This window comes from Agrobacterium rosae, from assembly GCF_002915175.1.
In the GTDB taxonomy this organism is placed as follows: Bacteria; Pseudomonadota; Alphaproteobacteria; order Rhizobiales; family Rhizobiaceae; genus Agrobacterium; species Agrobacterium rosae.
This window is the reverse complement of record NZ_NXEJ01000008.1, coordinates 600222-623184: the sequence shown is the minus strand read 5'-3', so window position 1 is coordinate 623184 and position 22963 is coordinate 600222. Positions and strand designations below refer to the sequence as shown.

At 55.5% G+C, this 22963-nt stretch carries 23 protein-coding genes; 9 read left to right on the top strand and 14 right to left on the bottom strand.

All coding sequences use genetic code 11. The features are described from left to right. The first annotated feature begins 3 nt into the window (after positions 1-3). The gene (locus CPJ18_RS18575; RefSeq protein WP_103659627.1) at positions 4-1239 is read left to right on the top strand and encodes a glycosyltransferase family 4 protein; all 1236 of its coding nucleotides are present in this window, start codon (positions 4-6) and stop codon (positions 1237-1239) included. Between the two features lie 6 nt (positions 1240-1245). Here CPJ18_RS18575 and CPJ18_RS18570 read toward each other — a convergent pair whose 3' ends face one another. Further along, entirely contained in the window at positions 1246-2073 is an 828-nt protein-coding gene (locus CPJ18_RS18570; protein WP_146258698.1) for a class I SAM-dependent methyltransferase, read from the bottom strand. A 229-nt stretch (positions 2074-2302) separates the two neighbouring features. Here CPJ18_RS18570 and CPJ18_RS18565 point away from each other — a divergent pair, with 229 nt between their 5' ends. Together CPJ18_RS18565 and CPJ18_RS18560 are read left to right on the top strand one after the other, a co-directional pair. Beyond that, positions 2303-3457: an acyltransferase family protein gene (locus CPJ18_RS18565; RefSeq protein ID WP_103659625.1), complete on the top strand. Its 1155-nt coding sequence runs from the start codon at positions 2303-2305 to the stop codon at positions 3455-3457. 131 nt (positions 3458-3588) lie between these two features. After that, positions 3589-4845 carry a glycosyltransferase family 4 protein gene (locus CPJ18_RS18560; RefSeq protein WP_103659723.1) on the top strand — a complete coding sequence of 419 codons (1257 nt, stop codon included), beginning with the start codon at positions 3589-3591 and terminating at the stop codon, positions 4843-4845. Between the two features lie 28 nt (positions 4846-4873). Here the strand turns inward: CPJ18_RS18560 and CPJ18_RS18555 are convergent, their stop codons facing one another. From CPJ18_RS18555 to CPJ18_RS18525, 7 genes are all read right to left on the bottom strand, one after another. Continuing rightward, positions 4874-5251: a PH domain-containing protein gene (locus CPJ18_RS18555; protein WP_103659624.1), complete on the bottom strand. Its 378-nt coding sequence runs from the start codon at positions 5249-5251 to the stop codon at positions 4874-4876. A gap of 124 nt (positions 5252-5375) precedes the next feature. Further along, positions 5376-6158: an ABC transporter permease gene (locus tag CPJ18_RS18550; RefSeq protein ID WP_103659623.1), complete on the bottom strand. Its 783-nt coding sequence runs from the start codon at positions 6156-6158 to the stop codon at positions 5376-5378. A 3-nt stretch (positions 6159-6161) separates the two neighbouring features. After that, positions 6162-7340: an ABC transporter permease gene (locus tag CPJ18_RS18545; RefSeq protein WP_103659622.1), complete on the bottom strand. Its 1179-nt coding sequence runs from the start codon at positions 7338-7340 to the stop codon at positions 6162-6164. Beyond that, positions 7337-8416, bottom strand: coding sequence for an ABC transporter ATP-binding protein (locus CPJ18_RS18540; protein WP_077105162.1), 1080 nt, complete (start codon positions 8414-8416; stop codon positions 7337-7339). Before CPJ18_RS18540 ends, CPJ18_RS18545 begins: the two co-directional genes overlap by 4 nt. Positions 8417-8512: 96 nt before the next feature. Beyond that, entirely contained in the window at positions 8513-9565 is a 1053-nt protein-coding gene (locus tag CPJ18_RS18535) for an ABC transporter substrate-binding protein (protein ID WP_077105163.1), read from the bottom strand. A 202-nt stretch (positions 9566-9767) separates the two neighbouring features. Then, positions 9768-10508: an SDR family NAD(P)-dependent oxidoreductase gene (locus tag CPJ18_RS18530; protein WP_077105164.1), complete on the bottom strand. Its 741-nt coding sequence runs from the start codon at positions 10506-10508 to the stop codon at positions 9768-9770. Positions 10509-10582: 74 nt separating this feature from the next. Further along, positions 10583-11263 (bottom strand): GntR family transcriptional regulator, encoded by a 681-nt coding sequence (locus CPJ18_RS18525; RefSeq protein WP_077105165.1) that lies wholly within the window; start codon positions 11261-11263, stop codon positions 10583-10585. Between the two features lie 170 nt (positions 11264-11433). On the opposite strand from CPJ18_RS18525, the gene CPJ18_RS18520 reads away from it, so the two are divergent. Both CPJ18_RS18520 and CPJ18_RS18515 read left to right on the top strand, forming a co-directional pair. Next, positions 11434-12483, top strand: a complete 1050-nt coding sequence (locus CPJ18_RS18520; RefSeq protein WP_077105166.1) for a phosphotransferase — start codon at positions 11434-11436, stop codon at positions 12481-12483. A 4-nt stretch (positions 12484-12487) separates the two neighbouring features. Next, entirely contained in the window at positions 12488-13798 is a 1311-nt protein-coding gene (locus CPJ18_RS18515; RefSeq protein WP_103659620.1) for an aspartate aminotransferase family protein, read from the top strand. Between the two features lie 74 nt (positions 13799-13872). Here CPJ18_RS18515 and CPJ18_RS18510 read toward each other — a convergent pair whose 3' ends face one another. Beyond that, a complete protein-coding gene (locus CPJ18_RS18510) occupies positions 13873-15225 on the bottom strand; it encodes an aspartate aminotransferase family protein (RefSeq protein ID WP_077105168.1) in 1353 nt (450 codons plus the stop codon). Here CPJ18_RS18510 and CPJ18_RS26625 point away from each other — a divergent pair. Further along, a complete protein-coding gene (locus CPJ18_RS26625; RefSeq protein WP_143240099.1) occupies positions 15215-15430 on the top strand; it encodes a hypothetical protein in 216 nt (71 codons plus the stop codon). The genes CPJ18_RS18510 and CPJ18_RS26625 overlap by 11 nt on opposite strands. On the opposite strand, the gene CPJ18_RS18505 is transcribed toward CPJ18_RS26625, so the two are convergent. Further along, entirely contained in the window at positions 15408-15965 is a 558-nt protein-coding gene (locus CPJ18_RS18505; protein ID WP_103659619.1) for a DNA-3-methyladenine glycosylase, read from the bottom strand. The genes CPJ18_RS26625 and CPJ18_RS18505 overlap by 23 nt on opposite strands. 86 nt (positions 15966-16051) lie before the next feature. Between CPJ18_RS18505 and CPJ18_RS18500 the strand changes: the two genes are divergently transcribed. The 3 genes from CPJ18_RS18500 to CPJ18_RS18490 all read left to right on the top strand — a co-directional run bounded on the left by CPJ18_RS18500 (position 16052) and on the right by CPJ18_RS18490 (position 18787). Continuing rightward, a complete protein-coding gene (locus CPJ18_RS18500) occupies positions 16052-16828 on the top strand; it encodes an SDR family oxidoreductase (protein ID WP_077105170.1) in 777 nt (258 codons plus the stop codon). A 144-nt stretch (positions 16829-16972) separates the two neighbouring features. Beyond that, a complete protein-coding gene (locus CPJ18_RS18495; protein WP_244910311.1) occupies positions 16973-18028 on the top strand; it encodes a L,D-transpeptidase family protein in 1056 nt (351 codons plus the stop codon). Positions 18029-18055: 27 nt separating this feature from the next. Then, positions 18056-18787, top strand: a complete 732-nt coding sequence (locus CPJ18_RS18490) for a L,D-transpeptidase (protein ID WP_077105171.1) — start codon at positions 18056-18058, stop codon at positions 18785-18787. Positions 18788-18806: 19 nt separating this feature from the next. Here the strand turns inward: CPJ18_RS18490 and CPJ18_RS18485 are convergent, their stop codons facing one another. From CPJ18_RS18485 to CPJ18_RS18470, 4 genes are all read right to left on the bottom strand, one after another. After that, a complete protein-coding gene (locus tag CPJ18_RS18485; RefSeq protein ID WP_077105172.1) occupies positions 18807-19847 on the bottom strand; it encodes a response regulator in 1041 nt (346 codons plus the stop codon). Between the two features lie 7 nt (positions 19848-19854). Then, a complete protein-coding gene (locus CPJ18_RS18480) occupies positions 19855-20292 on the bottom strand; it encodes a response regulator (RefSeq protein ID WP_077105173.1) in 438 nt (145 codons plus the stop codon). After that, positions 20289-21743: a sensor histidine kinase gene (locus tag CPJ18_RS18475; protein ID WP_103659618.1), complete on the bottom strand. Its 1455-nt coding sequence runs from the start codon at positions 21741-21743 to the stop codon at positions 20289-20291. Before CPJ18_RS18475 ends, CPJ18_RS18480 begins: the two co-directional genes overlap by 4 nt. Before the next feature lie 248 nt (positions 21744-21991). After that, positions 21992-22945, bottom strand: a complete 954-nt coding sequence (locus CPJ18_RS18470; RefSeq protein WP_077105175.1) for an acetyl-CoA carboxylase carboxyltransferase subunit alpha — start codon at positions 22943-22945, stop codon at positions 21992-21994. Positions 22946-22963: the final 18 nt, after the last annotated feature.

The following is a 22963-nucleotide window of genomic DNA, read 5'->3' as shown; positions in this document are numbered from 1 at the left end:
GGGATGGGAAACACGTTGCTCGCAATCAACAATTACTTTTACAGGCGAGGCGGGGCAGAGGCGATCTTCCTAGACCAGATCGATATGTTCGAACGTGCTGGCTGGCGCGCGGTGCCTTTTTCGATGCAGCATCCGAACAATCTGCATTCAGACTGGTCTTCACACTTCGTGCCGGAAATCGAGTTCGGCAATCAGGGTGGGCTGCTCAAGAAAGTAGAGCACAGTCTGGAGGTCATCTATTCGCGAAAAGCCCGTGCAAGCCTGAGCAGCCTGATCGATCAGGTGCGGCCTGATATTGCCCATGCGCACAATGTTTACCACCATATCTCTCCCTCGATATTTCCGCTTTTAAAGCAAAAGGGGATACCAACGGTCTTGACGGCACACGACCTGAAACTTGCATGTCCTGCCTATAAGATGCTTTCACCGCAAGGCATCTGCGAGAAATGCAAAGGCGGCAGAATCTACAATGTTCTGGTCAATCGTTGCATGAAAGAGTCCGTTGCTCTGAGTGGTGTCGTCATGGTGGAAACCGCTGTTCACCGAGCACTTGGTCTTTATCGCGATTATATAGACAAGATTATCGTCCCAAGCCGATTTTATCAGGCGAAGCTGATGGAATGGGGATGGCGTGCCGACCAGCTGATTTACATTCCAAACTTTGTTGAACAGTCGATAAGTGAACGCCCCGTGACGGTGGATGAGGGTGATTATTTTCTGTTTGCAGGACGTCTGGCACCCGAAAAGGGCATTGCGACTTTGATAAAGGCTGCGGGAATATCAGGGCGACGTCTGCGGATCGCGGGTACGGGACCGGATGAAGCAGATTTGCGTTCTTTGGCGCAGCAAGTCGGGGCTGATGTCGAGTTTCTAGGATACCTCACCGGTCAGGCGCTTCACGAGGCCATTGCGGGTGCAAAAGCGCTGGTTCTGCCATCAGAATGGTATGAAAATGCCCCCGTGAGCCTCCTTGAAGCCTATGCGCTGGGCCGCCCCGTTATCGGAACCGATATTGGCGGCATTCCCGAACTGATCCGAGCTGGAGAAACAGGACTGATCGCAAAACCGTCCAATCCGGATGATCTGGCCCGAGTTTTGACCTCGATGGACGAACTGTCCAAAAGCATGCGGCAGGAAATGGGCAGAAGCGGTCGTCTCTGGGTCCAGCAGGAGTTTTCGCAAGCCGCCTATCTTGATCGAACGACTACGCTTTATAGGGAACTTGGTGTCCGACCCTGATCATATTCAAGGGTAGCGGCTGATGACGACCGCATCCAGCATATGCATGTCCATCTCTGGAGTGTCGAATGGCTTTGCAAGCCCTGCCATCAGCTTCTTACGTTGGTCTTCGGGTATGGATTTCGCCGCTATGACTTGAACATCCACCCAACCATTTCGCTCGAATGCGCGGACATAGTCTATGGGCCGCTTGCGGTTCGGTTGGCCGGGGAAGGCAAGCAGAGAGTAGAACCATGTCGGAAAGCGATAGATGTTATTGGGATCCCGCTGACGAATAGCGTTCGTGTGTGTCTGAAGATCGACGATATGCAGGCTGACGCAGCCGCTTCGCGCGACCTTGGTCAAACCATCGATCGTTGTTTCTATGGCATCGAAATGTTCGAAGGCAGCGCAACTGAGAATAAGATCGAAGGTTTTCTCTTGGCACAGCGCAGGAATATTAAAACCGGCATCCACATGATACTGAAAATTGGATGACGCGCCGTGTAGTGCCGCATGCGCGATATCAATGTCATCCTGTTTCAGATCGCCATTAAAGCAGGCAATGGCGTCACGGGGAAACTCTGCCGTTTCGTCGGCTGCCAGTGCGAAGGCATCGACCGCTGTATAGGTTTGCGCACCATGTGCCAGCAACAGCGCACCTGTTGCCAGTGACGATCCGGGTCCGAGTTCCAGAACCGAGCGCCCCCTGATGGAAACATCGGGAGGCAGAAATCGCAGCCATGATTGCACAACGTCGTGGACATAGTCGATGCGCGCATCTCTGTAATCGGCCGATACGGTGTTCGGTTTCCGATAGCCCAACAGCCGGTGTTTTGCCCACACCCCGATCAAGATCACAGCGCCTGTCAGCGTGAAAAGCAAACTCCGTAAGAAAATCGGCATCCCATATCCATGTAGCTTGGGGTTAAAAAACGTCTACCCCGTCGACCATACGTGGTGTCGGAGGCTTACAATTTTAAAGCGGAATTAGTTATTTTAGAATTTACTTCTATATGATTTATTTGCATGCGACGGTTGAGCGGAATTTCCTGCAATCATTTCAACGAAAAGGCGTGGTTCGATGCAGTCTTCAGAAGGCACAGCAGGCGGATCGACCGCTCCCATTACGGTCATTATTGATCAGGGCAATTCGCGCAAACCGGCCAATCGGTATGAAAACATTGATGCGCTTCGTGCCATCGCCGCCCTATCGGTGGTGGTTCAACACTTCTTCGGAGATATCATTCACGAAGCGACCAATCCCCAGGGCATCGCGTATTACGTCGCGACATCGAGCGTCTCGTATTTCGATGCGGGCCGCTTCGGCGTGGTTCTGTTCTTTCTCATCAGCGGGTTTGTGGTTCCCTTCAGTATCAAGGGCACCCACCCGCTTCATCGCTTTGCTGTCTCGCGCTTTTTCCGACTGTTTCCCGCAATGTGGCTAGCACTGGCCTGCCTTGCCGTCGCCTCTGCAATGCATGGTCAGTGGCCGTCTTTGCCGACCCTTCTCGCAAACATGACCATGCTCCCCGCGGCCTTCCGCCAACCTTGGATGTCCGGGGCCTACTGGACGTTAACAATCGAAATCCTGTTCTACGTCCTGTCTGCAGGCCTGTTTGCGTTGGGTTTTCTGTATCGCCCGGCGATTGTTGCGGTTTTTGCGATTTTACTCGCGTCAGCGACTGCCATCCCCATTCTTTTGCGTTCCGTCGGTACCGCGATGCCGGTGCAGTACCTCAGTCTGCATGTGTCCTTTCTTTATCTCGGACTGCTTTTACGGATGACGCTGGTCGATAAACTCCCGGGCGCTTTCATCGGCAGCGCCTGCGTGTTGCTGGTGCAGGCGGTCGTTCTCCTTACCATCGGTGACTTCTCACTTTCGCGGCAAGATGGCTTCTTCCTGGTGGGCACTCTGCCGATTTTAACGAGTTACGTAGCCGCCCTATGTGTCTTTGTGGTTTCCGTCAAAACGAGCGCGCCACACAATGCCACCCTGTCGCGTCTGGGGGCGCTCAGCTACTCGATCTATCTTTTCCACGGCATAGCCGCGCTTTTGGTGTTCGCGTTTCTGCCGCTCACCGGCACTTGGGCAGATTTTCCGATCGGGATCATCAGTCTCGTGTTGACCCTCCTGATCTCAGTGCTCGTCTATGACTATTTGGAGAAGCCAATGGTCAACCTTGGGTATAGGTATATTAGGCGCGATGATAATACTGAGTCGAAGGTTTCCGCTTAGTGTTTGGGTTTGGTGCAACTGCACCGTTTACTATGCCAACAATACGAAACGCTCAAAGTCCGAAAAGACTCGCCTCCGCGCCAATTTAAGTTATTATATCCTAATGTTCTAATATGAATCAGGAGGGCGCTATGAATCATGTCTCTACGGTAAAATCTCAGCCGAAGCTTGATGCGAGTGGAAGCGTTCGTCCCCACCATGAACAGGTCCAGATGCTGGATTCCATGCGCATATGCATGATCGGTCTGCGTGGAATACCAGATGTGCAGGGCGGCGTTGAGACACATGTTGAGCAGCTCGTATCCAACCTGGTTGACCTTGGCGCGGATGTTCACGTCTTTGCCCGGAAGAACTATGTTGCCGACACCCAACCTTATGTGTGGCGCGGTATCACCGTTCACCCGCTTTGGGCACCCCGCAGCACACGTCTGGAAGCTATTGTCCACACGGCGCTCGCTCTGGTCAAAGCGCGGCGTCTCAACCCGGATATCGTTCACATCCATGCCGTTGGACCCTCTCTGGTCGCACCGCTTGCACGTCTGCTCGGCTTAAGGGTCGTTTTCACCCATCATGGTTATGACTATGACCGGGAAAAGTGGAACTCGTTCGAGAAGCGGATATTGCAGCTTGGAGAGTGGGCGGGCATGAGGTTTTCCCACGCTCGCATTGCAATCGCGAAACATATCGCAGACCGAATGCAGAGGGATTTCCAGTCAACCGTTCATTTTATTCCAAATGGCGTCAAGGTTGATACGACAAATCTGGAAGACAGCGTTCTTCAGGAATTTGGCTTGCGAAAGGGGCGCTATATCCTTTTGGTGGCTCGTCTCGTCGCTGAGAAACGTCAATTGGATCTCATCGAAGCCTTTGCCAGAACGAACTTGAAAGATACCAAGCTGGTCTTGGTCGGCGGCGGCGATCTGGACAGTGATTATGTCTCTACTATCAAGGCTCGCGCAAAAACCACACCCGGTGTTGTGCTCACTGGCGTTCAGTCAGGGCGCAAGCTCGCCAGTCTCTTCGCGAATTCGGGACTCTTTGTTCTGCCATCCAGCCACGAGGGAATGCCGATCGCGCTTCTTGAGGCCATGGCGCACGGACTTCCGGTTCTTGCCAGCGATATCGAGGCGAACCTTGGACTGGCACTTGATACCAGCTCGTATTTTCCGTTGGGGAATATCGACAGGCTGGCCGAACTGCTCCAGAAAAAAATGGAAAACGCGCCAGTGGCGAGCATGTCACAACACCAGAGCTCTAGAATCTTATCGAAATATGATTGGCGGACCATTGGTTTGAGAACTGCGGAAATCTACAAGTCGATCGCCTCGAAAAATCCGCAGGGCGTTTACCGACAAACCAAGCGCGACCCGGCACCGGCTACGCGCTAAAGCATTCTGGCTATTCTGAGATGGCGAGCTATCTCAGAACGCCTGTTGCGAGCGCGCGCTGGATGCCGCGGACATCGGTCCCCTTTTTCAAAGTCTTGCCGATGGGTGTACTCGATCCGGAAACCCAAATCTTGAGCTCGGAATCCAAATCGAATGTTCCTGCGGTTTCAACAGAGAACCGGGTGATGGCGCGATAGGGTATCGACGTATAGTCGACCTTGCTGCCCGTGATGCCCTGAATATCGACAAGAATGACACGATGTTGCGTGAACACGAAGAAATCACGAATGACCTTAAAGGCCAGCTGTGGTTCTTCTCCATCGATCATCACGCCATTGAGACGCTTGCTCAAATCGGATGGGTCAACGGTCGATCCATGACCTAAAAGAGCGTCAAAAATACCCATATGCGATTCCCCCTATTGCCTGACTGTGCACAAAGACGGGCAAATATGTCAGAAACAGGATGCCGCCTCCCGTCGGTGACGGGAAACAACGAAAGCATTCTCCAACGCTCGCTAAAACGCCGAACTAACGCCGCTTTGCCAGCGCCAGACGTGACATAATCACGATCAGGCCGATCAGAATCGTCATCACGATGAACAGGAATGCGGCTGCAGCGATGGCCGGGCTGATATTTTCACGGATGCTGGAAAACATCTGCCGGGCGAGTGTGCGCTGGTTTGGACCGGCAACGAAGAGGGTGAGGACCACTTCGTCCAGGGAAGTTGCGAAGGCCAGCACTGCACCGGAAAGCACGCCGGGCATGGCGAGTGGCAGGGTTACGCGTCGAAAGACCGTGGTGGGTGACGCACCGAGGCTTTGGGCCGCCAGTTCCACGCGCGCGTCGATACCGGAAAGTGCGCCCGTCACGCTGACCACGACAAAAGGGACTGCCACCACGGTGTGGGCAATAATCACGCCCGCATAGCTGTTCGTCAGGCCGAAGCGTGCCAACAGGACCTGCATACCAACGCCCAGCACCACGGCGGGCACGACCATCGGCAGCAGGAATAGAGTCCGTATCGTTCCACGAAAGAACAGCAGGCGGTTGCGCAGGCCAAGCGATGCTGCCGTGCCAAGAACCGTTGCAAGCAACGTGGTGCCGGTGCCAATGATGAAGCTGTTGATGATCGCTCGTCGCCAGGCATCCGCCGTGAACAGTTCTTCGAACCAGCGCAGCGACCATGACGGTATGGGGTAGGTGAGAATGACGCTTGAGGTAAAGGCAAGCGGCATGATGGCAATGAGCGGCGCGATGAGAAAGAGGATCGTCAGCAACGCAAAGGCAAATTTTGTCAGCCTGATCGGCATGGCCTAATACCTTTCCGATTCTTCGGCAGAAAGCCGTGCATAGACGCTATAGAGAGCCAATGTCGCGATGAGCAGTACGACACCCAGGGCACCAGCCATGCCCCAGTTTGCCGAACCGGTAGCGTAAAATGCAATGATCGAGGAGATCATCTGGTCGCCTGGCCCGCCGATCAGCGCCGGTGTGATGTAGTAGCCGATTGCCGAAATGAAAACGAGCAGACTACCGGAAGCAACTCCACGCAAGCTGAGCGGCAACAGAACCCGCAGGAACGCGCGCAACGGATGGGCACCCAGTGATGCGGCGGCTGGCATGAGGTTTTTGGGAATTGTGATGAGCACCGAGTAGATTGGCAGGACCATGAAGGGCAGCAGCACATGTGTCATGGCGATGATGACGCCGGTGCGATTGAAAATGAGAGCCAGAGGACTGTTGATCAAGCCGAGTGTCTGCAAGACGTCGTTGATGAGGCCCTTCTCCTGCAACAGGATGAACCATGCGGCGGTGCGCACCAGCAACGAAGTCCACAGAGGCAACAGCACGGCCCCGAGCATCAGATCACGTTTCCAGCCTGCAAGTGACGCTGCGATGATCGCATAGGGGAAACCGATACAGGCGCAGGCGAAGGTCACGAGCGCGGCAATCCAGAAAGTGCGTATGAGGATGACGCGGTTGACGGATTGATCAGCGGGCAGGTGTTCGATCTCACCGGCTGCGTTGCGACCAAGATCGACTGCGGCAAGCAGGTTACGATCCGTCAGCGGCGACAGCGCATCCGCGATCGCCAGCCAGAATTCGGGCTTTTCCCATCTCTTGTCGATGGAAGCCAGATCGTTGGGCGGACTTGCCGTATCACCCAGCGCACTCGTGGTTTTCGACATCAGCGTGCGAAAGCCGGAGCGGGCGCTGTTGAGGCGGCGGACCATGTCTCCGAGCGCCTGCTCGTCATCAACGGCCTTCAGGTCCTCGATCAGGGCAGTTTGCATGGATATGGTCGGCGGCGACACCCGGTCCCAGCCCGGCAATACCTCTGCGCTGCGCGGCAGAATTCGCAAAACTGCTGTGTCTGACACTGATTGCGACATCATGCTGAACAGTGGCCAGACGAAAAAGCCGATGAGGAAGACGAAGAGCGGTGCCAGTAAAAGCAGCGATCGGCCGGTGCGCGATGTGATGACGCTCATGGCGAGATAACCCGGCAATCATCCGCTGAAAAGGCAGCATAAACCTTCGCGCCCGGCTGAAATTCGCGTGAGCGGCGGCCCAGCTTGGCAATCAGTTGATGGGAGGGGTTCTGCAATTGCACACGCAGATGATCACCCTGATAGACAGAATCCGTGACCTCCGCTTCGAGACAGTTTCGCGCATCTGCGCGTATTTCCGTCAAATCGACCCGCTCGGGGCGGATGGAAACATACACTGTCTGGCCAGGCGACACCTGCGCGGACAGCGCAGAAACGATCTTCGCGCCTGATGCCACACGCACCACGGCTTCCAGTCCCTGTATCGTTTCAACCACGCCCTCGACCAGATTGGTCTCGCCGATGAATTCAGCCACGAAGCGCGTCGCAGGTTCGTCATAGACCTGACGTGGTGTTCCGATCTGCTCGATTTTGCCCTTGTTGAAAACAGCAACACGATCCGACATGGTCAACGCTTCGGACTGATCGTGCGTTACGAACACGATGGTCAGGCCAAGGCGTCTATGCAGTTCGCGGATGTCCAACTGCATCTGCTCCCGCAACTGCTTGTCGAGTGCGCCGAGCGGCTCATCCATCAAAACCACGCGCGGCTCGAAAACCAAAGCACGGGAAAGCGCCACACGCTGTTGCTGGCCACCCGAAAGCTGGGAAGGACGGCGGTCGGCGAAGGCCGATAGCTGCACCATGTCCAGCGCGCGCGCCACGCGTTTGGCGATCTCCGCTTTTGGTACACCGCGCATCTGAAGCGGGAAGGCGACGTTTTCGCCGACCGACATATGCGGGAATAATGCGTAGCTCTGAAACACGACGCCCATGTCACGCTTGTGCGTTGGGACGTCGTTGATTGCCTTTCCATCCAACAGAATATTGCCGGATGTGGCCTGCTCAAAACCGGCAAGCATCATCAGCAGTGTTGTCTTCCCGGAACCGGAAGGACCGAGCAAACTGACGAATTCACCCTTATCGATGCCGAGATCAAGGTTTTCGACTACGCAAAGCGGGCCATAAAATTTTGTAATACGGTCAAATCTAATAAATTCTGCCACGCAAGGCTCCATCACTTGAGGCGAAGGATGCACTTTTCGGAAATCCCGTAATAACGCACCCGGCCAGAAAGGAAGGACACCGGTGAGGTGTCCTTCTTTGCGGATGTCTTACTTGGCAAGCCAGGCGTTGAAGCGCTGCGTCAGCGTTTCCGCGTTGTCGATCCAGAAATCGACGTTCAGCGGAATCGAGTCCGTCATGTTTGCCGGATCGGTCGGCAGATCCTTGGCAAATTTCTCCGGGACCTTCGCAGCGGCTGCTTTGTTTGGCAGGCCGTAAGCTACGAATTCGGGGAGCTTGGCCTGATTTTCAGGCAGGCTTGCAAAGGCGATAAAGTCTTGCGCGGCGGCTTTGTTTTCGGCGTCCTTCAATACCACCCAGCTGTCTACAGCGTAGATGCTGCCCGGAAAGACGACCTTGAAGTTTTTTCCTTCAGTGCGGTTGATACCGGTTATGCGACCGTTATAGGCCGACGCCATCGTTACTTCGCCGGAAGCAAGGAATTGCAGCGGCTGCGCACCCGATTCCCACCAGACGATGTTTGGCTTCAACTCGTCCAGCTTTTTGAATGCGCGTGTAATGCCCTCTTCGGTTGCCAAGACGTCGTAGAGTTCGTCCTTGGAAACACCATCGGCCAGCAGCGCGAATTCGAGTGTGTATTTAGGGCCTTTGCGCAAGGAGCGCTTGCCGGGAAACTTCTTGACGTCCCAGAAATCCGCCCAGGAGGACGGGCCGTCCTTGAGTTTGTTACCATCATAAGCGATTGCCGTGGACCAGACGATGGCACCGACGCCGCAATCATTGACGGCGGAGTCGAGGAACTTGTCCTTGCCGCCCATCTTTTCCCAGTCGATTTTCTCGTAGAGCCCGTCGGCGCAGCCCAGTGCCAGTTCCTCAGCCTCGACCTGTACGGCATCCCAGTTTGGCGCGCCTGCCTTTACCTTTGACTGAATGACACCGATGCCGCCATCCCAGGCTTCATCCAGAACGGGCTTTCCGGTCTTTTCAGCAAAGGGCTTGAAATAGATGTTACGCTGCGCGTCCTGATAATTGCCGCCCCAGGACACGACCGTCAGGTCCCGTGCAAAAGCCGGCGCAACGATGCTTGCCGACAGCACGATGGCTGCAGTCGCGGAAATTCCAGTTTTTATGAAAGTTTTCATAGCGTTCCCCTTGTTCGTTATTGTGAGAGCCGGTCTGGCCGGTCCCGATGACGATTTTATGCAACTGCCGTGCCACCGTTGCCTTTGGCATATCGAAGCTAAGCAGTCTGTCGGGTGATCACGCTCTTTTCCCCAAAAGCGCCTCATCCGTGGATGCATTGTGGTCATTCCGGTCAACAGGTGTATCCCCGTTTGGCCGTCGTTAGACGTGCTGTCCTCCGTTGATGTGGATTTCGGCACCGTTGATGTAGGAAGAAGGCTCGGTGCACAGAAAATAGATGGTTTCCGCAACTTCGCGCGGATCGCCCAGCCTCTGCATGGGCACTTCCGCCGCTACCAGTGCATCTGTTCCCGGTGATAGGATCGAGGTTTCGATTTCGCCCGGCGCAATAGCATTGGCACGCACGCCACGACGACCGAATTCATGAGCCATTTCGCGCGTCAGCGAGCCGAGTGCCGCCTTGGAGGCCGCATAGGCCACTCCGGCAAATGGGTGAACGCGGGTTCCGGCAATAGAGGTGACGTTGACGATGGAGCCACGAGCCGCCTCAAGCTCGGGCATGAGGGCGCGGGCAATCAAGGCTGTCGATACGACATTGACGTTCAGCACCTGCGTCCAGATGTCGGCATCCGTTCCCATGACGCCGAGCCGGCTTTTTTCAGGCCCCTTGGGTGAAATACCGGCGTTGTTGACCAGCGCGTGCAGTCTACCGTTCGGCAACCGGTCACGCACCGTTGCGGCAAGACGTTCGATTTGCGTCAGATCTGCCAAGTCTGCCTGAATGTGGCTCTCGCGCGCAGATGGCCAGGCGCATTCCTCAGAGAAAGGTTGCCGGGAGACGGTGAGAATGCGCCAGCCTTTGGACTGAAAGAGTTTTACCGTGGCATGGCCGATGCCGCGGCTTGCACCCGTCAACAACATATAGCGGCGTTCTTCGGTCATACGCGCATTCTCCGTTGATGCTTGATACATCCTAATAGGTCATTTGCGAAATGCAAGCGCCCTCTTGCGAAAGCTTAAGCACGCAAAGCGTGGCGCTCCTCACCCCGTTCGATGCGCTCCAGAATAGGCTTTCCGCCCAGCAGAATGTCATCGACAATCGCCATGGAGGCAGCCGAGGGATCGTGCCGCTTCAAAGCTTCGATGACAGGATAATGGTGATCGATCATCGACCGCCCACCTTCCACATAGGCGTCGGAAATGTGCGGTCCCATCTGTAGCCACAGCCGCCGAAGAATGCCGTTCAGCATCGGAAGCCCGGCAATTTGCGGCAGCATGAAGTGGAATGCCTGGTTCAGCTCCGTGCCTTTCAGACGATCACCCACGGCGATTGCCTGTTCGTTTTCGCGCAAAATACGCTCCAAAGCCTCAATATCCGCACTGGTGGCGACCTGTGCTGCAGTTTCGGCAGCAAGACCTTCCAGCCGAACACGGATGGCTCGGATTTCCCGATACCGACTTTCGCTCAAACCCGGAATACGAATGTCACGTGGAGATCGGAAGATGATAGCCTCATCATTGGCGAGCCGCAGAATAGCATCGCGGATGGGCGTAACGCTCGTGCCAAACTGCTCGGCGAGGTCGCGAATCTTTAGCCGGTCACCAGGCTGGAAACGCCCCTGAATGAGAGCGTCGCACAGCGCACCATAAACGGCACTGTTCAGATTCTCATATTCCAGTGTGGAGAATTCAGGCATAGGACGGTCCGCAAATTGAACGATATGATACTTGATGCATTTTTTTTCTGTGTTTCAAGTAAAGACTACGAAAGCTAGCAGGTTCTACCAACTTCGAGAGCGACACAAGCCGCTTAAAGAGGGGTGGCGCTTGCAGGCGAGGCCGGGAGATTGCACGCAATGGAGTACAGATGACGGAGCCAATGCCCGCCACAAAGACAGCGGACTTCATGTCGGCGACATGGGAGCAGACGTCGTTAACCGATGCCGCTGCCGCCGTCGAAGACATCTATGGCCTTACCGGTACCGCAAAGCGTCTCTCCAGCGAGCGTGACGAGACCTTCCTGTTCACCCGCGATGACGGCACCGAATTCGTGCTCAAGATCGCCAACCCGGCAGAGGACCCCGCAGCGCTTGATTTTCAGGACGGTGTTCTGCTGCATCTGGCGTCAGTGGCACCTTCGGTTCCCGTTCCCAGGATCGTTCTAACGAATGAGGGTGAACCGAGCCATACGATTTCCGCTTCGGAAGGCCCGCGCATCGTCAGACTGTTGACCTTTTTGCGCGGCGAGTTGCAATATCGGACACAGGCCTGCGAAACACAGAGCCGCAATGTCGGTCAGGCATTGGCAGAACTCGGACTGGGTCTTGAAACCTGCAAAAGTCGCCCGCCTGCGGGCAAGCTGATGTGGGACATTTCCCACACGCTCGATCTGACCGATGTCACCGATCACGTCGCGCCGCAACGGCGCGGGCAGGTGGAAGCCGTCCTTTCCGAATTCGAACGTGCGGCGTCCACAATGACCGAGCTTAGCCGCCGCCAGATCATTCACAATGACTTCAATCCCCACAATATTCTTCTTGATCCGGCCAAACCGAGTGAGGTCGTCGGCATCATCGACTTCGGAGACATGGTGCACGCGCCTCTCGTCAACGATCTTGCGGTCGCACTCTCCTATCATCTGGCGACGGAGAATTGGGCCGCGCGTACCGGCGCATTTCTGGACGGATTTCTGTCGGCGCGCACTCTCGAACCCGTTGAAATGGAGCTTCTGCCGGTGCTGACCCGGTCGCGGCTGGCAATGTCCATCATCATCGCTGAATCGCGTTCAGCGCTTTTTCCGGACAATGCCGACTATATCATGCGCAACCATGCCTCTGCCTGGCAGGGGCTTCTCAACATATCCGATCTCACACCGGCAGGGCTGAAGACGCTCGTGCCCAACCATTCAAAGGCCTGAAATCATGTCGATGGTAAATGCTTTTTCGCGCGAAGATTTTGAGCGGCTGGATGAGAACGAGCGGGCGCTGATCGCCCGGCGTGAAAAGGTACTCGGTCCTGCCTACCGCCTTTTTTACGAAAAACCGCTGCATCTGGTGCGTGGCGAAGGTGTTTTTCTTTATGATACCGCAGGTGAAAAATATCTGGATGCTTACAACAATGTCGCTTCGCTGGGGCATTGCCATCCGCGTGTGGTAGAGGCGATCACCAAGCAGACGGCGGTTCTCAACACGCATACCCGCTATCTGCATGAGGGCATTGTCGACTATGCCGAAACGTTGACGGCGACATTTCCCGAGGCGCTGAGTCAGGCCATGTTCACTTGCACCGGCAGCGAGGCAAATGATCTTGCCGTGCGCATCGCCCGCTTCGTTACCGGCGGCACCGGCATTATCGCCACGGAACTTGCTTACCATGGGCTGACCAGTGCAACGGCAGAATTCTCTCCCTCACTTGGGGAGTCCGTGACACTTGGCCCCCACGTCCGGACTATTCCGGCACCTGACGCCTATCGCAATTCGCCTGAAGAGGTGATGGAGAAGTTCGGTCGTGATGTGCGCGCCGCCATCGCTGACCTGAAGCGCCACGGCATCAAACCGGCCATGCTGATTACCGATACGATCTTCTCAAGCGATGGCATTTTCGCGGGGCCGAAAGGGTTCCTGAAACCAGCGGTGGATGCGATCCATGAAGCTGGTGGCCTTTTCATTGCCGACGAAGTCCAACCGGGATTCGGTCGTACCGGAGAAACCATGTGGGGTTTCGAACGGCACGGCGTTTCACCCGACATGGTGACTCTGGGTAAGCCCATGGGCAATGGTTACCCGATGGCAAGCATCGTGCTGCGTCCTGAAATCATTGCGGAGTTTGGCCCGCGTGCGCGCTATTTCAACACGTTCGGCGGCAATCCCGTCGCTGCCGCCGCTGGCAAAGCGGTTCTCGACACTATCCGAATCGAAGGTTTGCAGCAGAATGCGTTGGAAGTCGGCGGCTATCTGAGGGACGGCCTCAGCAGCCTGTCTCATCAAGCGATCGGTGATGTGCGCGGCTCTGGCCTGTTCATCGGCGTCGAGATCGTCGCTGACAGGACCACGAAGCAGCCGGACGCAGCATTGACGACCCGCATCGTCAACGGCCTGCGTGACCGCCGCATTCTCATCAGTGCATCCGGGCCAAATGCGAACATCCTGAAAATTCGCCCTCCGCTCGTGTTCTCGCGTGAGAACGCGGATGTGCTTGTGGGTGCGCTGGATGATGTACTCAAGAGCGCCTGACTAGTCCACTGACACCGAAGTTATGAAGGGCGGCCGTTTTATAACGGTCGCCCTTCATATGCGATGGGATAGGATTATCCGCGCGCAGCCGCTACCGCATCCAAGGCGCGTTGCAGTGCATCGAACATCTCGTCGATCTGTTCGGCGGTGATGATCAGCGGCGGGCAGAAGCAGATCGCCTCACCGACTGCCCGGGCGATCACGCCTTCCTTTTCCAGCGCAGCCGCCACGGCCAATGCCGCATCGCCCACTTTGCCATCTGCGAACGGGTTGATTTCCAAAGCACCCAAAAGACCAACGCCGCGCGATGAATGGGCCACAGGATGCTTCGCCAGTTCGGACAGGCGGGACAGGAACTGTTCCTCCAACCGGGCAGCGTTACCGACCAGATCGCGCTCCTGAATGATCTTCAGATTTTCAAGGCCGACAGCCGTCGCGACCGGATGACCGGATGCGGTAAAGCCATGGCCGAACACGCCGATACGGTCGGACTCGTCGGCGATGGGCTGGTAGAAACTGTCGTTCATCAGGATTGCGGAAAGCGGCATATAGGATGACGAAATCTGCTTGGAAAGCACCAGCACGTCTGGCTCAATGCCATAGGTCTGGCAAGCGAACATGTTTCCGGTGCGACCAAAGCCGCAGATAACTTCGTCAACGACCAGAAGAATATCGTACTTCTTCAGGATTTTCTGCACGCCTTCCCAGTAGCCATCTGGTGGCACCAACACGCCGCCAGCACCCATGACGGGCTCACCCCAGAATGCGGCAATGGTTTCCGGACCTTCTTTGAGGATCAGGTCTTCGAGATCCTTGAGCATGCGGGCGGTGAATTCGGCTTCGCTTTCATTCTCCTGACCGAAATGCACATAGGAAGGGCAGGAAGTGTGAACCATCCGGTCCAGCGGCAGGTCGAAGCTTTCATGATTGCGCGGAAGGCCGGTGATCGAACCAGAGGCAATGGTCACGCCGTGATAGCCTTTGATGCGGCCGATGATCTTCTTCTTGTCTTTGTTGCCAAGCGCGTTGGAACGATACCAGACCATCTTGCAGGCAAGGTCGTTCGCTTCTGAACCCGAAGAGGTGAAATGCACTTTCGACATCGGCACGGGTGCCATCTGGATCAGCATTTCGGCAAGCTCGATCGAAGGGCCATGCGTCTTGTAGGCGAAGGTATGGTAGTAGGGCAGCTTCTCCATCTGCGCACGCGCCACTTCCACCAGCCGCTTTTCGCCGAAACCAACAGCAACCGACCAGAGGCCGGCCAATCCCTCGATGTAACGTTTGCCATTATTGTCGAAGACGTAGATGCCGTCGCCAGATTCGATGACAACGCCGCCGGTTTTCTCGTATTTTCGCAGATTGACGTTCGGGTGCATCTGATAGGCGATATCGCGGCCTTCTATGGAATTCGGTATGATGGTCATGCTGGTTCCTTCGTTCCCTTTATCATTGCGCCGGTTGGAAAACGCCCACGACGTTGTCGTTATTTATTGCATGCGCTCAGACGTGCTGACCACTGTTGTTGTGGATTTTCGAATTAATTTATTGGGAGCGATGTTGGGGTTGGACGGTATCAAGCGTGCAGCACAGACAGTGGAATTGCCAGCTAAACTGGGAATTTCCGGCTGAGAAACGGGGATTTATCCATGCCAAATCTCCAAGGTTGGTGGGTAGCTTTCGATATGCCTATTCTCGGACCGGCAACGACCGAGACTTCTGATGAGCGATCTGTTACGTAGAACGTATCACCAGTCAAAGCTATGCCATCCATCTCATGGGTGATCCCCAGCGCCTGCGCCAGTTTTCCGGGACCTGAACACAGGTTGACGATGTTCGTCACGCCGCGGCGCAGTTGCATCAAGTTTATGCCAGCAGTCGGCTCCAGCGCGCGGATCAACACTGCCGAGCCCGGCATGCATACGATGTTGGCGCACCAGTGCAGGCCATAGGATCGGTAGACATAGAGATGGCCGGGGTCGCCAAACATCGTTCGGTTACGCGGTGTCGGGCCGTTGAAGCTATGGGACGCCGGGTCGTCTGCCCGGTAAGCTTCCGTTTCCACGATTATGCCCCCGGTATTGTGGATCTGAAACGTGCAGCCGATCAGCGACTCGGCGACGATGACGGCGTCTCTCGAATAAAAGTCCTGTGGGATGATGTTCATTTGGCCCGGGTTCAACTGGAACAAGGTGGTTTGTGTGGGGTTGTCTCTAAGGACAGCTTATGGACATTCATTTCAAGGAGAAAAGTATGACGGTTGCAAAGGTTGCGCTGGTTACGGGAGCAGGATCTGGCATCGGCAGAGCAGCGGCGCTGGCCTTGGCAAAGGAAGGATATTCGATTGGTTTGCTGGGGCGGACGAAAGAGGAACTGGATGCAGTCGTAGCCGACATTCAAAATGACGGCGCTAAAGCGCTGGCACTGTTGGCAGACATTTCAAACGAAACCCAGATGGCGGCTGCGACTTCGAAACTTATCGACCGGTTCGGTCGTCTTGATGTCGTCATTGCCAATGCCGGTATCAACGGCGTTTGGGCACCCATCGAAGACCTGACGGTTGCCGAGTGGGACCAGACGATGAATATCAATCTGCGTGGGACCTATCTGACCATCCGCAATGCCGTACCGCATATGAAATCGGATGGCGGCTCGATTATCATTGTGTCCTCCATCAACGGTACCAGAACTTTCACCTCCCCCGGTGCGACAGCCTATTCCGTGACCAAAGCGGGACAGCTTGCAATGGCGCAGCAGCTGGCTCTCGAGCTTGCGCGTTATGGCATTCGCGTCAACGCGATCTGCCCCGGTGCTATCGATACCGAAATCAACGACAATACGCACATCCGATTAAAGGATGAGACGGCCATTCCCGTCGAATGGCCGGAGGGCGATATTCCGATTTCGGATGGTCAGGCAGGCCGCAGCGAAGACGTCGCCGATCTCATCGTATTTCTGGCAGGTTCGAAATCCCGACACATCACGGGCAGTCCGGTTTGGATCGACGGCGGGCAGGGGCTTTTGGTATAGTCGGCAGGCTCTCACTTTGTTGTGTTCTTATGATTAACGAAGACGTAACGTAAATTCACGAATCTTTGTCCGTTCGTTGGTTGCCGTCATGCGGCCAACTTCTCTATGTACGGTTTCGCTTACAGAGGCGGGCAAGGCGTTTTAATGACTGATTCAAATTTTTCGAGGTTCGTACCTGCGAAGCTGCGGAGCGTATTTAATGCGTTGACAAGAGCGACGACCATCGCCGGGCTGTGCGGCGTGCTGGCCGCCTGCACGTCCATGGGTCTCGATAGTGCCGACAGAGCCCCGCCGAAGCTGTCTTCCAAAGTTGCAGCCTCCATGTCCGCAAAAGGCATGAAACCAGAAAGTCCCGTGCTCGTGCGCATCTTCAAGCAGGAGAGCGAGCTGGAAGTCTGGAAGGTCGATAAGTCAGGTAGCTACGCGCTTTTCAAGACCTACCCGATGTGCCGCTGGTCCGGGAAGTTGGGCCCAAAAACCAAAAGTGGAGACAGGCAGGCACCAGAGGGCTTCTATCATGTTTCAGCAGGCATGCTGAACCCGAACTCGCAATATTTCGTGTCCTTCAACCTCGGCTATCCCAACCGCCTGGAAGCCGCGCTTGGTTACACGGGTGAGGCGCTGATGGTGCATGGCGCATGTTCTTCGTCTGGCTGCTACGCGATGACGGATCAGCAGATCGGCGAAATCTACGCGATTGTGGACAGGGCGCTCAAGGGTGGACAAAACCAGTTTCAGGTCCAGGCCTATCCGTTTCGGATGACGGCCCGGAATATGGCCGCCTACAAAGATGACGCCAACTTCCCCTTCTGGAAGACACTGAAGGAAGGATATGACACATTCGAACTGACCAAGCGTCAGCCGAAAGTGTCCGTATGTGGCCGCCGCTATGTCTTCAACAGCGAATTTGCAGGTGGTGAGCCGTCGGATCCGCTTGTAAGCTGCCCACAGGTCATCAACCAGCCGGAACCCGCGATAGCTGCGAAGCTTGATGCCGAACAGCAAAAACTCGCAGTTGCGTTGAACCAGGGAACTTCCAGTGCGGTAAATTCTTATGTCGACGGCGGGATGCACCCCAGCTTCCGCGCCATTTTGAAAAACAATGGTGCAAAGAGCATGGCCGAGAAGGTCTCCGGCACGAAATACCCCATCAGCCGCCCAGAAGCGGCCCTCGCTGACCCATTTGCGGGCGCGAGATGATAATCTTGACAAGGACATCGATTAACAATGCATGACACTACCCGCAGGTCATTTCTCGTTGGTACGGGAGGTCTGGCCCTGACCGCGCTTGCCGGATGCACCACGACGCCACGCGAAGTCGCACAGAACACTCGTCCTGTAGCCGACCCGTTCTACGCAGAAATCTACGGACCGAAGCCGGACGAGCAGTTTCCACTACCGGCAATTCCCTATGAAAAAATAGACCGCCGATTTTACCGCCAGATGGTCGACAACCCAACAGGTGAGCGACCCGGGACCATTGTCGTGGATACGGCCAACCACTTCCTCTACCTCACCTATGAAGGCAATCAGGCCATGCGCTACGGCGTGGGCCTTGGTCGTGCTGGCTTCGAGTGGTCGGGCAGGGGCGTCATCCAGTATAAACGTCAATGGCCACGCTGGACCCCGCCGAATGAAATGATCGCACGTCAACCGGAGCTTCAGCCCTACAGTGCGGCGAATGGCGGTATGGCCCCTGGCCTCAACAACCCGCTCGGCGCGCGCGCACTCTACATTTTCAAGGATGGGCAGGACACCATCTACCGTCTGCACGGTTCGCCTGAATGGTGGACGATCGGCAAGTCGGTGTCTTCGGGCTGCGTGCGTCTCATGAATCAGGACATCATCGATCTCTATAATCGTGTTCCCGATGGAACGCCGATTGTGGTCATGTCCGGTACGCCGGCTTTGCAATCCGTCGCCATTGCACCCGGTCTGGAACCAATGCAATCGATGTGAATTGCCGCCCAGGGAAATGTCAGTCGGAGGAGCCGTTTTCTTCCCACTGAACGCAAACGGATGCGCCACCCGATGTCAGGGTGGCGGATTGGCTAACGGTTGCCTTTAGGCTTTGGGCCATTGCGGTGATCAATCGCGTGCCCAGACCCGTACCCTTTGGCGGATTGGCACCGTTGATGCCAATGCCGTCATCTTCAACGATCAGCCGGACGATACTATCTTGTGTTTTTAGCGAAATACGAATTTCGCCGCTACCGTCGGAATAGGCATATTTCAGGGCGTTAGTAGTCAGTTCTGTGACGATGACGCCCAAAGCGACAGCTTGGTCCGGTGTTGCTTTGATGTTGTCCATATCCGTTGTCATACGGATTTTTTCGCTGTCGCGCGCCGATCTGGCCAGATCCTGGATGATGGATGAAAGATAGGAGCCGAGTTCGACTTCGCTGACATTGTGGGCAGTATACAAACTGCGATGGACGCCAGCGATTGCGGAAATCCGGCTTTGTGTTTCGAGAAGTGCTGTACGAGCCTCCTCTGTTGCCACTGCATTCAGTTGCATCCGGATCATGGCCGAGACAAGCGACAGGCTGTTGGCAATACGGTGGTTCATTTCCTTTGCCATCAGTTCGGCGCGTTCTTTCGCCTGCAGCAACTGCCGTTCGGCTTCCTCTTTTTCACGCCGGAGCTGGAAATTTTCCAGCGCCTGCTGAATGGAATTCAACAAAAGCGGAAAGAAGTCGTCGGCCACATTCTTGATGACGTAATCGGCGGCACCTGCCTTCAGCGCGTCGATGGCAACCTGCGCTTCACTGGCCCCCGTGACGTAGAGGACGGGTATGTCTCGGTGAGCTTCGCCAATGCCGGACAGAAATTGCAGCCCGGTACCGTTCTGGAAGTAATGGTCCAGCACCACCGCATCAAAGGTATTCGTCTTGAATTCTTCAAGGCCGGTCGCAACAGAAGCAGCGTGAACGACGGTTATGTCATGGCGCCCCAACACGCGCTGCGCGAGCTTTGCGAGCGTGGGGTCGTCATCGACATAAAGTATTCGCAACGTCATTACGCTTTCACGGAACCTGTATTACGGAAAAGAATAGGCCGAGGTTTCTGATTGCTGTAGCAAAGCCCTCATAGTCCACCGGCTTGGTGATATAGACATTCGCCCCGAGATCATAGCATTTCTGAATTTCGGTTTCGTCGTCGGTCGTCGTCAAAACCACGACCGGAAGACGCTTGGTGTACTCGTTGCTTTTGATCTGCTCGAGAATCTTGATTCCCGACGTATCCGGCAAATTGAGATCCAGCAAGATCAGCAGATAACGATCCTTGCTGACGAGCCCGTCCCGCTCTGGACCGAGGATGTAATCCAACGCCTTGTGGCCAAGGGTAAAAGGGACGATCTCGTTATTGACGCCAGCACGACGCACATTTTTTTCGATGAGGCGTGCGTGGCCTTCGTCGTCCTCGATCATGACGATCGTGACTTCTTGTCCTGTTGCTTTCATATGTCGTTCCCTCGCGTAATTTTTCGCAGATCGATGGGCAATGTCAGATGGAATGTGCTACCTTTGCCAAGTTCTGACGCAACCGTAATGTCTCCACCCAGATTTCTGATAAGCGACCGGACGTGAGCGAGGCCTATGCCTTCGCCCTGCTGATCCTGCTCTCCCGCACGGCGAAACAGTTCGAAAACGCGCTCAAGATCGTCCTCGGCTATACCGCGGCCGTTATCGCTAACATCGATGCGCACGATGCCGCGCCCTTGCGGCAGAATCCGCGCGGTGAGTTCGAGCGGTCTTCCAGGCATCTGGTACTTGACGGCATTGTCGAAGAGATTGCCGAGGATTTGATCGAGCGAAATTCTGTCGGTGATGACGGTGAAGTTTTGGATGTCGATATCGATCTTGCCATCGACGGCAGTGACCTGATGTTGAACACTTGCGCTGGCCGTGGTCAGAATATCCTTGAGATCGACCTTTTCAGCCTGCAATTTCCTGCGTCCGTCACGTGAAATTTTCAGAATAGCGTTGATCAGCTGGTCCATCTTGCGGGTCGAAGACCGGATGAAGCGCATGGCTTCTGGCAAATCTTCTTCCACCGCCAGTTTTGCCTCGCGCACCTCGTTTTCAGACAAGGTTTTTCCATCTGCCAGCACGAAGGCCTGCACTGGTTTCAGCGAAGTGTCGAACTCCGACAGAAAACCCATGATGTTGACGAGTGGGGCACGCAGATCGTGCGTCACGATGTAGGCAAATTTCTGGATTTCCTGATTAGCGCGCACGAGATCTCTTGTGCGCTCGTCGACGCGCTCTTCCAAACCTCTGTTCAGCTCATCCACTTCTTCGCGAGAACGCGTGAGTTCCCGAATATATTTCGCGATGAGCGCGAGCGCACCACCCAGCACTGCAAGGATTGCAACTGCGCCGCAGATCGTGACCCAGAGCAGGTTCTCGGCAGCGGACAACTGATCCGCAACGATGATCCGCAACCGGTTATCTGTTGTTTCCTGATAGCGAGTGAGCGTGTCGCGTATCTCCCGCATGTAAGCGAGACCGGTATCACTGCGCACAAGGTCGATGGCTTCCGTTGTGCGATTGTCATTCATGAGCTGAACGGCGCGACCGATTTCCGCCATTTTCGCATCGAGATTGGATTGAAGCTTGGGCAAATCGGCGATGTATTCAGGCCGGTTACCAATGCGCTCCGCCAATCGTTGACGGATGTCGCCGAGTGTTTTCAGAGCCTCCCGGTAAGGAGCAAGATAACGCTCGTCGTTTGTCAGAAGATAACCGCGCTGACCGGTTTCAGCATCCTGTATCGTGGTGAGCACGTCTAGAATGGAGGCGCGTATACGGCGCAACTCGGCGGTTTCCTGCGAATATTTGTTGTTCGCCTGAACGAGCCATAGGGAGGTCGCAACCATGCCGATGAGCAAGGCGACACCCAAACCGAACATGATCAGTGTTCTACGAACGAACGAAGATAATTTCGCCAACCCAGACCCCGTAGTTTTTAAGATAGTTCGTAAGTACCCGAGCGTTACCGCCTTATGCAAGACGTTGCGGCATTAATGGTTAAGTTGTTCACTTTTATCGAACAAAACGCTGACGTGCGCCGCGCGGATTTACGTCTACGGTATCTGCCAAGACAAAAGCCCACCCGCGCGTAACGTGGGTGGGCTTTAATTTACGCAGATATCGATTTTTAAAGGCTGCGACCGATGTCGAGGAATTTCTGACGTCGTTCAGCGCGCAACTGGCTGCCAGACAGCGGAACGAGATCTTTCATTGCCGCTTCAATCGTCTTGCCGGTTGCCTCGATCACTGTTGCCGGGTCGCGATGCGCACCGCCGAGAGGCTCTGGAATGATCGCATCGATAACGCCAAGCGATTTCAGATCATCTGACGTGATCCGCATATTGGTGGCCGCTTCCTTGGCACGCGTCGAATCGCGCCACAGAATGGAGGCGGCACCTTCGGGTGAGATCACCGAGTAAATGGCATGTTCCAGCATGTAGACGCGGTTGCCGGTGGCAATGGCAATAGCGCCGCCTGAACCGCCTTCACCGATCACGACGGATATAATCGGAACCTTGGCATTGAGGCACATTTCCGTCGAGCGGGCGATGGCTTCCGCCTGGCCGCGCTCTTCGGCGCCGACGCCCGGATAGGCACCAGCGGTGTCGATCAGAGTGATGACAGGCAGGGAAAAACGATCGGCTAGTTCTAGAACGCGGATTGCCTTTCGGTATCCTTCAGGACGTGGGCTGCCGAAATTGTGCTTCAGCCGCGACTTGGTATCGCTGCCCTTTTCCTGGCCGATGATGGCGACAGGCTGTCCGTTAAACCGGCCAAGGCCCGCCTGGATTGCAGCATCCTCGGCAAACTTGCGGTCGCCGGCTAGCGGCGTGAAGTCTGTGAACAGTTGCTTGGCATAATCGACGAAATGCGGGCGCTGCGGGTGGCGCGCGACCTGCGTTTTCTGCCAGGCGTTCAGCTTGGAGTAAATGTCCTGCATCGAGTCCCTGACGCGGGACTCAAGACGCGAAATCTCCTCCGAGGTATCTATGCTCTCGTCTTCGGCGGCGAGCTTTTTCAGCTCCAGAATCTTGCCTTCAAGGTCCGAGATAGGTTTTTCGAAGTCGAGGTAGTTGTGCATGAGATCCGTTTCCGATCG